Origin of the sequence: Saccharospirillum sp. (assembly GCF_040881935.1) — a bacterium.
Taxonomy (GTDB): Bacteria; Pseudomonadota; Gammaproteobacteria; order Pseudomonadales; family Natronospirillaceae; genus Saccharospirillum.
Genome location: NZ_JBBECH010000066.1, coordinates 72391 through 84918, shown reverse-complemented (window position 1 = coordinate 84918; position 12528 = coordinate 72391). Strand labels below are relative to the sequence as shown.

Below are 12528 nucleotides of genomic sequence, written 5' to 3'. Positions count from 1 at the left end.
CCTGGAGCGGATGTATGCAGACCCGGGTCTGGAGTCCTTTCTCAACCAGCAATAGAGTGTTTGTAAGAGGTTAGGCCGCCGGTAAAGGCGGCCCGTTTGAAGTGTCAGCCGGTTTTGTCCAGGTCGTGTTCTTCAAAATAGGCCGCCATGAAATCGACGAAGGCCCGGCTTTTTGCCGACAGATAGCGGTTTTCCGGATACACCACATGAATGGTGCGGCTGGGAAAGATAATTTCTGGCAGTAGATGCACCATTTTCCCGCTCGCCAGCTCGTCACGGACCATGTAATACGGCAGGGCGGTGATGCCCATGTCGTTCATGGTCGCTTCGCACAGCGTATCCAGATCGTTTACGGTGAAACGCCGGTCTTTGTTTTGCAGGCCAGCTTCTTTCAAAAAGCGTTTTATCCAGCGCGGTTCAGCGAAATCGATACCCGATACCATCAGAATATGATGCTTAAACAGATCGCCGAGTTTCTTTGGATGACCGTGCTCATCCAGGTATTTGCGCGTTCCTGTCAGAATTACCTTCTGCTTGGCCACTGGCCTGGCCACCAGGCGGCTGTCTTGCAGTGAGCCCAGGTGAATCGCCAGATCGATGCCTTCCCGCACCAGATCCAGCCCTTTGTCGGCGAGGATCAGATCAAAGTTCACATTGGGGTACTGCTCCAGAAACTTGGAAAATATCTTCATCAGCATGGAACGACCGAAGGTCGGTGTCGCGGTGATTCGCAAGGTGCCCCGGGGTGATGTCTCCAGGTCTTTCACCATATGCTCGGCTTCTTCCAGATCCTCCAGAATTCGGCTGCAGCGGTTAAAGAACAGCTGGCCGGCTTCGGTCGGGCTGACTGAGCGGGTGGTTCGGTTGAGCAGACGGACACCGAGTTTGTCTTCCAGCAAGCTGATCTGCTTGCTCACTGCTGAAGGTGTCAGGCCCAGTTGATGAGCGGCATTGGTGAAGTTGTTGGCTTTCACGACGGTGGTAAAAATGATCAGTGAGTCGAGTCGCGCCATAGCATTACCCTGCTTAGTTTCATGAAACGGTGATTTAATGCGCTATTAACGGTGTGAGAGTGATAATAATCGCACTCTATCAATAATCCAACTGTATTGATGATTAATTTTTGATAATCATGACTCGCCTTTAACCTTACATCGGTTTGCAAACCGTTACCTAAAGAGAGTCACATATTTTGGCTATTCTCTCTGGTATTGGGAGTGAGCACCTCTACAATAAAGGTTCAATCAGAATTGGAGCGTTACTGTGTTGAACCTGACGTTGTATACAACCGATGGCTGTCATCTGTGTGAATACGCTGAGTCTGTTCTTAAAGAAGTGTTGCAAACGGAACCGGCCCTGAGCTGGTCGAAAGTGGATATTGCCCATCAGGATGACTTGATGGAACGTTATGCGATTCGAATTCCAGTGATTCGGCTTGAGGGAGCAGACTACGATGTAGGCTGGCCGTTTTCCGTCGCTGATGTTCGTCACTATCTGGCTCAATTCAAAACCGAGACCCGCTCCGTCTAACCCTCTCATAAAGTTTTCGTATTCCCATACTTGTCGTTTGTTTATTTCCTGCAATGGTTGAACTGTCTTATGAAAACACGGGTCGAGACGCTGCCAGTGCTTGGCGCTATACTTACTGTCTCAGTCGTTGATTCAATGTCGTTTTGGAGTTCTTGATGGTCGTTAGAACCTGCACCCTGGTGGCCGTCGCCGCCACTGTATTGGCTGGGTGTGCCAGCCTGCCTACCCCCCGCAGTGAAGCCATTCACTATGCGTTAACCACAGACGCCAGTTTGCGTGAACTGGCGAGCCAGTGTCAGTTCATCAGCCCACAGCTCGAATCCCAGGCTGTGCAAACGCAACGTGATTGGTGGCGACGTAATGGTGCTGCGGTCAGTGCGGCTGACTATGGATTGCTGCAGTTAAACTGGGAACAGCAAGCCGCTCCGGTGGAAGATCAGCGGGCCTATCTGTCGATGCAAGTGATCGAGATGGTTCAGGCCGATGCCCGTGAGCAGGTCGACAATTGGCTGGATGACAGGCCTGAACGCAACTGTACCCGCGAACTGGCGACCTACCAGGATGGTGAGCGGGACCTGAGCCGCAATTCCTCTCACTTTGAAATGCTGGTGGCGTTGCAAAATGATGAAAAGCAACGGATGGCCGATGTTGATCAAGCACGTGTTATTAACGCACGGTATCGTCGTTATGGTCGTTCTCTGTTTGTTGTCGAGCAAAAACTCCAGGCGCAAGGCTGCAACCAACCTCAGGTATCCATCTTGCGCAATGAGTGGCCGCTGGAGGTCTACGACGCTGTATGTTCCGACAGCAGCTATGTGCTAATGCAGTGTGAGTGGGGGCGTTGCGATACCCGTCGATAAATCGGATAGGTCGGCCGATCCCATGCGGACCCTGTACCCTAGTTCATGGCGAGCGGTATTGGGGCTGATAGTGGCCGGTTTGGTGCTGGCTACGGTGACCTTCGGGTTTCGGGCTCAGTATCTAGGCTGGTTTGGCGAGTCGGTCCCTGATGTCGCCCGCTGGGGTACCGACTGGCAGACCTGGCTGGATCAACAGCCGATTGAGCATCCGGCGATGGTGCATTTGATGCCTGAAGGGTGCTTGTGCCGGTTTTTCACCGGTCAACACGCCGCCGACCTCAGTATCCGAGCCGATGCACTGGGCTACCAGCGGTATCAGGCCGGCGACGATTTTCTGAGTACGGAACTCGCCCAATTATTGCTCACCCCTTCTTTTCCCAACTCCCCGGGGCCGATGCTGGCACTGACAGGCGCCGACGGGCAGATTCGTTACCTCGGTCCTTACAGCGATGGATTGCGCTGCACCACGGCAAATAGCTTGGTCGATGACTGGCTGCCTCTGTCTCGACCGGGCCGGGTCTTGCAGGTAGACGCCAACAGCTGCCAGTGTGAGAGTTTTGGCCTTGTCGCGACCGGTGGTTAATCGTCGTGTTTTGGCTCCAGCTCAACTTTCGCAGCGCAATAGCCGTAGCCCTTATCAAGAAGTGCAACGCCGGGGCAGGACGTTTTAGCCGCGCCTTTATGCCCGAAGGGTGCTCCGGGGCTTTCCGAGGAACGCTGCCACTGCGTTGGACTCATTTGAAAGGTCCAGACATTCCTGCATGAGTCCGTCTTGAGGCAACCTCCCTCGGATAAGCCAGAGCCCCGGGGGAGTTATTCAGAGGCTCCCTGGTAAAGGAACGTATCGAGGCGCTGGAAGACTGAGACCGAGTCTGCTCCAATAGCGACCTAAACGTTGAGGAGCAGAGTTAATGTCGTTTCAGGTGTCAGTCAGGGAACTTTGGATTTACCCGGTCAAATCGCTGGCTGGTCTTCAGGTTGATTCACTCAGTTTTGATAACAACGGCCCGGTAGGTGATCGCCGCTGGATGCTGGTCGATCATCGTGGCCAATTTGTATCGCAGCGCAGCCAAATGATGATGGCGCTGTATCGCCTGGCTCAGGTCGACGGCCGCATTCAGATTACCGCGCCCAGCGGTCACACGCTATTTTTGCCCGACCCCCAGCCTTTGCAGACATACCCTGAAATAACAGTAACCGTCTGGAAAGATGAACTGACCGGCTACGAAGTGGACGCTACTGCCTCCGACTGGTTTTCAGCCGAGCTTGGTTTTCCGGTGCGTCTGGTTTGGCTGGGTGAAATCAGTGAGCGGAGGGTGCCCGATGCACAGGCAAAGGACTCGGAACGAGTGGGCTTCGCCGATGGTTACCCGTTGCTGGTGTGCAATCAAGCCAGTATCGATGAACTTGTTCAAACCACGAAGCTTTCACTCGAACAACGCCGTTTTAGGCCCAATATAGTGGTGGACGGGTTACCGGCGGGCCAGGAGCTGGCCCTGGGTGAGTGGACGCTGGAGGAGGGAGAACTGGCGCTACTTAAGGTGTGTGAGCGCTGCAATATCCCGGCGATTGATCCGGAAACCGGGAAATACCAGAAAGAGACGGCTGCCCTACTGAAATCGGCCTGTCGTTTCGACGGGCGCACCGTTTTCGGCGTCAACGCTGTTGCCCGCGGTGTGAGCAGTCTGCGACTGGGCGACAGCGGCCTCTGGAACCCGGTTTAATGATCTGGCGTATCGAGATCGGCGACCTGTTCCGGTTGCAGCCATTGCGTCAGTGTCCAGTCGAGCTGGTCCCGGTTGGCGTAGATCTGTGAGTAGGTCAAAACCGATTTCACGTAGCCCCGGGTTTCGTCAAAGGGAATTGACTCGATCCAGATACTGAGGTCACTCGGGTAGCGCTCCTTCCAGCGATCTACCCGGGACGGCCCGGCATTATAGGCCGCGGTCGCATAGACCGGGTTGTCGTAGCGGGCCATCATTAGAGCCAGGTAGCGGGTGCCCAGATCCAAATTGATCACCGGTTCAGTGATGTCCGATTCAGCGGTCAACCCCAGATCGTCGGTGTCGGATAAATGCTGCGCGGTGTAAGGCATCAATTGCATTAGCCCCAGGGCGCCAGCCGAGGATACCGCCCGGGTCATGTAACCACTTTCCTGACGGATAACACCGTAGATCCAGTAGGGCGGTACCTGGTGCTGTTCCGACACCTGAGTAACCAGATCGTTCCAGGGCGTTGGATAGCGTAAATCCAACTCATCGTAGCGTCCGCTCCAGTCTGCTGTTTGTGAGGCTTTGTGATGCCATTGCCATTGGGCGGCGAGGTGGGCGGCCGCAAAATGCTGGTCCGGGTTCATTGGCCGGACCGCCAGGTTCCATTCGATTTGTGCACGTTCGAGGTCGCCGGCAAGAAACAACAGGCGGGCGCGTTGTATGGGTGGAAGCAGTGACAGCTGCTGTTCAATGTCTTCCAGGCGCAGTGTGTTAGCCGGGTTCAGGGCCGCTGGTTTACCCAGGTGGTCGGCGGCTAAAAAGCCGTAGTAAGACCGTTGTTGTGCCAGAGACTCGAAGCGCGAGCGGGCCGCGTCCTTTGCCTCGGTATGGTATAAGGCTTCGGCGGACCAGTATTGCCACTGGCCCTCGCGCTGCAGTGAGTCTGGAAGTGCGTCTTGCAAGTCCAGCACCGCAGGCCAGTCGTTACGAGCCAGGGCCAGTTGCAGCCGCCAGTGTTGTACCTCTTCAGAACGACGGCCCGGGTCGGCAATGGTCAGCCAGTAATCGGCCTGGGGCAGAGCCAGTTTCGCCATGGCGATACCGAGGTGTTCGGACACCCGGCGTACGTCGGCCTGGGTGAAGCTCGGGGTACTGCGAATGAGTTCCACCCAGAGATTTGAGGTGTTTTCGGGTTTCAAATAAGCCATTCGGTCCACCGCAGCCAGGGCCAGTTCCCGGTGCCAGGCCTTGTTCGGATGGTAAAGCTGCGAAGCAATGCGAGTGGGGTCGTTGTACACCTCAACCAGCCTGTCGCCACGGGCTTGCCAGTCGGCCTCGGTGTAAAGCGTATTCAGGTAGTGGATCAGACCGCCACTGCGGGCTGAAAACGCCAGCAGCTGGCGTTGCCAAACCAATTCATTGAACCGGGGAAGGTCAGTCAGGCGCTCAAGATAGGGGCCACAAGCATCGGCCAGGCCCCGACCGACAAGCCAGGTTGCCTCAATCTCCTCAAGTGGGATGGTGTCACCCTGGGCTTCCCGTGCCTGGAAAGGCTGACAATCGGAGCCGGTTTCGCCGCTTGCGGCCAGGAAATTCAGGTAGGGTGACCAGGCTTCGCGGCGCGCCAGCTCATTCAGCCAGGCCTTGCGTGTGGTCCAGGCGGCAGGTTGATGCTCGGGATTTGCCAGAAAGCCCTGGAACCAGGCAGCTTCAGTGGTCTCCAGATTGTGCTCGACCCAGTGAGTGGCCAGATGAGGGTAGAGTAGGTGGTCTTCATGGTGTTGCAACTGCTCAAAAGAGAACTCGTGGTTCTCGATCTGGTTCAATAGGGTAGCGTAGTTACGGGCGGCACCCGTGTCTTCGGTTTGGGCGTTGGCCGGTACCCAGGGCGCCAGACACAGTCCAATAATCAGGGTGCAACAAAACGCGTTTCGCATGCAATGGATAGCCTTTACTGTGGACGTGCCGAAGAAGGGCGTACAGGCAGTAGTGCCTCTTTGTTTAAGGCTAACCAAACCCCCGGGTAACGCAAGGCATGGAGTGTAAAGGGAGCTGTTTGTTGTGATAATAAAACCCCGGCAGCCGCCGGGGTTGTTAGTGTTGAGTTATCAGGCGTCGGTTTCGCGTAACCTGGCCTTGCGTCTAAACGGTAATCGCTTGGCGATATCCTGCTTAAGATTTCCGGTAAAGTTCCGGGACTGTTCGATCAGAATCAGCATCGCGGGTGTAAAAATAAGCGTCAACACGGTAGCGAAGATCAACCCCCCGGCGATGGTGGTCGACAATTGAGTCCACCACTGCGACGACGGTGCACCTACCGACCATTGCCGGTCGAACAGGTCGATGGTGAGCTGATACACCATCGGTAGCAGCCCGAGAATGGTGGTGATGGTCGTCAGCAATACTGGCCGCAAGCGCTGGGCGCAGGTGGTCAGCGCCGCATCGATCGGTGGTACGCCCTGGGAACGGATCAGGTTGTAGGTATCGATCAACACGATGTTGTTGTTCACCACAATGCCCGCCAGCGCGATGATACCAACCCCGCTCATCACCACACCAAAGCTGGAGCCGGTGATGATAATGCCCACCATGACGCCCACCGTGGATAGTAGAATTGCGGTCAGAATCAGCGCCGTTTGCATGAAGCTGTTGAACTGGGTCACCAGGATGATGATCATGATGAAGATCGCCACACCGAAGGCATTGCCGAGGAACGTCATGGTCTCGGCCTGTTCCTGCTGGTCGCCAACAAAGCGGTAAGACACCACGGAAGGCAACTCGCCCGATGCGAAAGCGGCCTGCAGTTGTTCTTCGATGGCGGCAATGGCCAGGTCGACCCGCTCACCCGGTTTCACATTGGCTTCAACGCTCAACGTCAGTTTGCCGTCGGTGCGGAAAATATCGCCCTGCTTGTTCTGTGCCGACCGGGTAATAAAGTTGCTGATGGGTACCTGTTCGCCGCGCGACGTTACCGTTAGCCGGTCGATCTGATCCAGTTCGCGCCCATCGAAGGGGTAGCGAATACGGATGTCCAACTCGTCATCGGCGTCGTTAGGGCGATAGCTGCCCACGTTAAGGCCGTTAGTGATCATCTGAATGGATGACCCGACGGTGCCGAGATCTACCCCAAAGCGGCTGGCTTGCTCACGGTCGACCTGGACCAGCCATTCGAGACCGGGTAGCGGCCGGTTGTCGCTGACGTCCTGAATCTGCTCGTTCTGGCGAATTTGACTGACTACCTGATCGACGGTGCCGTAGAGCGCTTGCAGATTATCAGAGAAGAACTGCAGCTGGATGTCGATGCCCGTGGTTGGCCCCATCTGTGCTTGCTGGGCTTCAACCACAATACCCGGTATGTCCGAAGCCACTTCCACCGCCTGATTCATCACGGTGTCGGACCCTGGCCGGAGCGTCCAGTCAACAAACTCCATCATCAGCACGCCGATGGCGTCTTCTGGGTAGTCGCGCAGGGGTACAGCAGTGACTTTGGATGTTACCGTCTTAATCGCATCCTGACTGGCCAGCCGCTCTTCTACCTGACGCACCAGCACATTGCGCTCCTGCAGGGACAGGTTACCCCGGGCTCGCACGATAAGACTGCCGAATTCCGAATCGACCTCGGGGAAAAATTCAACGTTGGTCGAACGTGCCGAGAAGGCCAGATAAATAGCCACCACAATAACGCCAATCAGTACCAGCGCGAGCCAGGGGCGAACCAGCAGGGGTTTGAGAAAGCGAATGTACACGCCCAGTCCGCCTCGTATATCGTCGAGCTTGCCGTGGTCAATGGCGTCCATTGCCAGTCGCTTGCTTTCAGACACCCTGGCCGGTTTACCAAAGAGTGTACCGAAGGCAGGAACCGCGATCAGAGCCATTACCAACGAGGCGGTGAGGGTAATCAGAACCGTCTTGGGCAAGTAGCCCATGAATTCTCCAGCAATGCCAGGCCAGAACAACAACGGCATGAACACTGCCAAAGTCGTAGCCGTAGAGGCGGTAATTGGCCAGGCCATACGGGTAGCAGCTTCCCGGTAGGCACTGCGCCGATGCGCCCCTTCCGACATACGCCGGTCGGCGTATTCGGTCACCACGATGGCACCATCTACGAGCATGCCAACGCTGAGAATTAACGCGAACAGGACAACAATGTTCAGCGTGATGCCCAGCATGTTTAGCACCAGAATAGCCGCCAGGAAGCTCGACGGAATCGCCAGGCCAACCAGGATGGCGCTGCGCACCCCCAGTGCCCAGACAATGACCACAAACACCAGTAAAGTTGCCAGCAGCACCGAGTTGAACAGATCATCCAGCTGCTGAATGATCATTACCGACTGATCCTGGGTGTAGTTCACCTGTATCCCTTCAGGCCACTTTGGCTGGACGCCTGCGATGACCGACTTAACCTGATCGATGGTTTCGATGATGTTTTCGCCCGCACGCTTGGTTACTTCCAGGGTGACAGCAGGCTGCCCGTTGACGCGGGAAATGTTGTCGGCGTCTTTATAGGTTCGCTGACCCACGGCAATGTCACGAAAGCGCACAACGGTGTCGCCATCAACCTTGACCGGGAGGTTTAGAATGTCCTTTTCGGTTTCAATCAGCCCCGGTATCTTGACCGAAAAACGTCCGGCACCGGTATCCAGATTGCCCGCGGCGATTAACTGGTTGTTACGGCTGACCAGCTGAGCCAGTTCGCCATGGGAAATGTTGTAGCTGGCCATCAGTGCCGGGTCGATGATGATCTCGGCAACTTCTTCACGTTTGCCGCTGATCGGCGATTCGAGAACGCCACGAACGGCTTCGATGCGATCCTTCAGATCCTCAGCGACTGCAAACAAAATGCGCTCATCGACATTGCCCGATAGCGATACGTTGATGACCGGAAACAGTGACAGGTTAATTTCCTGAACCGAAGGTTCATCGGCTTCACTGGGCAAGTTGTTTTTGGCTTTATCGACCCGGTCGCGTACATCGGTCAGGGCCTTGTCGATGTCGACGCCGATGTCGAACTCCAGGGTCAGGGTGGCACGGCCTTCACTGGCGGTGCTCACCAATTCTTTCATGCCTTCCAGGCCCTGAAGCTCTTGTTCCAGAGGCCGGACCAGTAAGCGGTCGGCATCTTCCGGAGAAATGCCTTCCAGGCCGGTACCTACATACACATAGGGAATGGTGACGTCGGGCTGAGCTTCTTTCGGGATGGTTTGTAACGCGACCAGCCCGGCGATGAAAATCAGGGCGAAGAACAACATGACGGTTCGAACCCGGTTCAATGCCGCGTGAATAATGCTGAGCATGATGTTCTCCTGTTACAGGCCTGCAGCCAGGTTGCCTTCCCGCTCGACCATGATGGGGTCGACCTGTTCGCCGATGTTCACGAAGCCCTGGCCAACCACGATCAGTCGTGCCTGGTCCGGAATGCCAGACACCCAAACACCACCGGTATCGGACCGGATAATGTTCAGTTCACTGAATTGCACGGTGTTGTCTTCAGTCAGTGTCTTCACGCCCAGCTTGCCAGCGTCATTGATGTTCAGCAGAGCCGGGCTAATATAGTGTGCTGGTACCTGATCCAGCATGATGGTGGCTGTGGCGGTGGCGCCTGCTACTTGTTTCGGGCTTTCCTTGACCGCAATTTCAACCTCGAAGGTGCGAGTGGCCGGGTTGGCAACAGCGCCGATGTAATCGATGATGCCGGACATGGTTTCACCGGTCAGCAGTGTTACAGTGGCCTCCTGACCGAGGCGCAGCGGGCCAACGTCCGCTTCGGGGACATTGCCGATAATGGTGAGTTCCGAGAAATCATACAGCTTGGCGATGTCGTCTCCCGGTCGCACGTAGGTACCGATTTCGATGGCACTGCTGTCCATGACACCCGCAAAAGGCGCCCGGATGGACGTATTGGCCAGCGAGCGTTCCAGCGAAGCAAGCTCCGCCCGGGCCTGTTCATATTGAGTCAGAGAGGCCGCGGCCTGAGCCCGGTTTTGCAAGCCTTCGGTGCGCAAACGCTGTGCGCCCTCGTACTCAAGGCGTGTTTGCTCCTGATAGGCTCTTGCCTGGCGCAACCGGGCTTCAAGATCCTGGGGGTCGAGGCGGGCAATGACTTCATTGGCCGCCACCCGCTCGCCCTTGGACTTGAGGATCTCAATAACACGGCCCGTCTCTTCACTGGTCACCGATACGGTGCGCGCCGGTTGGGTCACGCCGTTCAGTTGCAGCGTTCGGCGAACCTCAGACTCGTTCAGAACGGTCGCCTGAACCTTGGGCGTCAGGCTGCGCTCGATCGGTGTTTCTTTCGGTGTTTCAGCGGCGACGTCGTCACTGTTGCCAGTATATAGCCAGGCCCCCGCGCCAATCACCATCAGAACTGCGATAATAGGTCCGGTTGGAATATGTTTTGCCACGAATGTATACCTCTGGGAAAATCTCGCCCACCATAGAAGAGTGGTGAAGACCCGGACAGTGCCAGAAGTAAGCTGGCATTCGTCAGGCACTACTCTACGTCCCTACTGTTAATAAGGATCATGAATGAGTCTGGTTGTGTTTGACCGCGTCACCTTTGCGTTGGGCGCAGCGCCCTTGCTTGATGAAGCATCGCTGATCATAGAGCCGGGTGAACGTCTTTGTCTGGTTGGCAAGAACGGTGCAGGTAAGTCGACGCTGTTGAGTTTGCTGAACGGGCAGCGTACTCCCGACGATGGCCAGATTCGGGTGCGTCAGGGTGTCACTCTGGCACAACTGCAACAAGACCTTCCCGAAGGGGATGATCGTTTGGTCAGCGAGGTGGTACTGGAAGGATTGGGTGAGCTCGGCCGTGCGCTGGCGGCTTATGACCACGAGAGCCTGCAGCCCGAGCCGGATCTGTCTCGTTTGGAGTCGTTGCAACACACCATTGAACTCGGTGATGGCTGGCAAATACACGCGACCCTGGCGGCCGTATTAACCCGTCTCAAACTGGACGGTGAGGTTGCCTTTAAAACCCTGTCGGGCGGCTGGCGGCGGCGGGTGCTGCTGGCTCGGGCGCTGATCAGCCGACCCGACATTCTGATTCTGGATGAGCCTACCAACCATCTGGATATTGCCATGGTGGAGTGGCTGGAGGGCTTCTTGCTGGATTATCCGGGAGCCATTGTCTTCGTCTCTCACGACCGTCGTTTTATCGACCGGGTGGCGACCCGAATTGTGGAACTGGATCGTGGTCATCTGAACACCTTTCCAGCGCCCTACGACGCCTATCTCGAAGCCAAAGACGCGCGTTTGGCCGAAGAGGAAGTGCATCGTCGTCATATGGATAAAAAGCTGGCGGACGAAGAGGTGTGGATTCGTCAGGGCATCAAGGCCCGTCGTACCCGGAACGAAGGTCGGGTTCGAGCTTTACAGGCCCTGCGCAAGGAGGTCAGCCAGCGCCGGGGGCAGACCGGGCAGAGTGATTTTGAGATTGAAGCGGCCGATCGCAGTGGCAAGCAGGTTGTTGTGCTGGAGCATGTCACCTTTGGTTATGCCGACAACCTTCTGATCGACAAATTTACCGGCCTGATCAACCGGGGTGATCGCATTGCCTTGCTCGGCCCGAATGGGATAGGCAAGAGCACCCTGATTCAACTGATGCTGCAGCAGATTCAGCCAACCCAGGGTGCGGTGGAGCAGGGCACCAAGCTGGAAGTGGCTTATTTTGATCAGGCCCGGGCCCGAATGGATCCGGAGAAAACGGTGATGGATTCGGTTGCCGAGGGTCGCGAATTTTTGGAGCTGGGCGGTCGTCGCCGTCACGTGATCAGCTACCTTGAAGATTTTCTGTTCGCACCGGAACGTGCCCGTATGAAAGTGAAGCAACTGTCCGGTGGGGAAACCAACCGGTTGCTGCTGGCACGGCTGTTCAGCCAGCCGGCCAATTTCCTGGTGTTGGATGAACCGACCAACGACCTGGACATCGAAACCCTGGAAATGCTGGTCGACCGTCTCAGCGAATTTGACGGTACCCTGCTGCTGGTCAGCCACGACCGATACTTTATCGACCAGTTGGCGACCCGAACCTGGGCGTTTGAAGGTAACGGTGCCCTGCGCCAGTACGCCGGTGGCTACGAAGACTGGAAGATGCAGGGTGGCCAGTGGCCCGATACTCGCCAGCAAACGCCAAAGGCAGCGCCCGGTCAGCGTGAGAAAGCGGAGCCTGTAATAGCAAAGCCCGCTACAAAGCCCGCGAAAAAGCTGTCTTTCAAGGAGCAACGTGAGTTTGACCAGCTGCCGTCCGATATTGAAACCCTGGAGCAGGACATTGCCCGGTTGGAAGCTGACATTAATCAACCAGGGTTTTATGAGCAGCCCTCAGACAAAACCCAGCCAGTGTTGCACGCGTTGACAACGGCACAACAAGCCCTCGAAAAACGATTTGAACGTTGGGCTGAGCTGGAAGAGAAGCACAGCTGAGC

At 56.2% G+C, this 12528-nt stretch carries 10 protein-coding genes; 5 read left to right on the top strand and 5 right to left on the bottom strand.

Annotated features, from left to right (window positions below; translation table 11 throughout):
• Positions 1-104: 104 nt before the first annotated feature.
• Entirely contained in the window at positions 105-1013 is a 909-nt protein-coding gene (locus WEB54_RS12570) for a LysR family transcriptional regulator (RefSeq protein ID WP_368055728.1), read from the bottom strand.
• A 250-nt stretch (positions 1014-1263) separates the two neighbouring features.
• Here WEB54_RS12570 and WEB54_RS12565 point away from each other — a divergent pair, with 250 nt between their 5' ends.
• The 3 genes from WEB54_RS12565 (at position 1264) to WEB54_RS12555 (ending at position 2973) form a co-directional block, all read left to right on the top strand.
• Positions 1264-1530, top strand: coding sequence for a glutaredoxin family protein (locus WEB54_RS12565; RefSeq protein WP_368055730.1), 267 nt, complete (start codon positions 1264-1266; stop codon positions 1528-1530).
• 155 nt (positions 1531-1685) lie between these two features.
• Positions 1686-2390, top strand: coding sequence for a hypothetical protein (locus tag WEB54_RS12560; RefSeq protein WP_368055732.1), 705 nt, complete (start codon positions 1686-1688; stop codon positions 2388-2390).
• A gap of 22 nt (positions 2391-2412) precedes the next feature.
• The gene (locus WEB54_RS12555; protein ID WP_368055734.1) at positions 2413-2973 is read left to right on the top strand and encodes a DUF6436 domain-containing protein; all 561 of its coding nucleotides are present in this window, start codon (positions 2413-2415) and stop codon (positions 2971-2973) included.
• On the opposite strand, the gene WEB54_RS12550 is transcribed toward WEB54_RS12555, so the two are convergent.
• Positions 2970-3128: a hypothetical protein gene (locus WEB54_RS12550; protein WP_368055736.1), complete on the bottom strand. Its 159-nt coding sequence runs from the start codon at positions 3126-3128 to the stop codon at positions 2970-2972. The two genes, WEB54_RS12555 and WEB54_RS12550, sit on opposite strands and share 4 nt — an antisense overlap.
• A 173-nt stretch (positions 3129-3301) precedes the next feature.
• Here WEB54_RS12550 and WEB54_RS12545 point away from each other — a divergent pair, with 173 nt between their 5' ends.
• Positions 3302-4114, top strand: a complete 813-nt coding sequence (locus tag WEB54_RS12545; RefSeq protein WP_368055738.1) for an MOSC domain-containing protein — start codon at positions 3302-3304, stop codon at positions 4112-4114.
• Here WEB54_RS12545 and WEB54_RS12540 read toward each other — a convergent pair.
• The 3 genes from WEB54_RS12540 to WEB54_RS12530 form a co-directional block, all read right to left on the bottom strand.
• The gene (locus WEB54_RS12540) at positions 4111-6039 is read right to left on the bottom strand and encodes a transglycosylase SLT domain-containing protein (RefSeq protein ID WP_368055989.1); all 1929 of its coding nucleotides are present in this window, start codon (positions 6037-6039) and stop codon (positions 4111-4113) included. The genes WEB54_RS12545 and WEB54_RS12540 overlap by 4 nt on opposite strands.
• 171 nt (positions 6040-6210) lie before the next feature.
• Positions 6211-9396, bottom strand: coding sequence for an efflux RND transporter permease subunit (locus WEB54_RS12535; protein WP_368055987.1), 3186 nt, complete (start codon positions 9394-9396; stop codon positions 6211-6213).
• Positions 9397-9408: 12 nt separating this feature from the next.
• Complete coding sequence (locus WEB54_RS12530; protein ID WP_368055744.1) at positions 9409-10503, bottom strand: efflux RND transporter periplasmic adaptor subunit; 1095 nt, start codon at positions 10501-10503, stop codon at positions 9409-9411.
• 124 nt (positions 10504-10627) lie between these two features.
• Here WEB54_RS12530 and WEB54_RS12525 point away from each other — a divergent pair, with 124 nt between their 5' ends.
• Positions 10628-12526, top strand: a complete 1899-nt coding sequence (locus tag WEB54_RS12525; RefSeq protein ID WP_368055986.1) for an ATP-binding cassette domain-containing protein — start codon at positions 10628-10630, stop codon at positions 12524-12526.
• Positions 12527-12528: the final 2 nt, after the last annotated feature.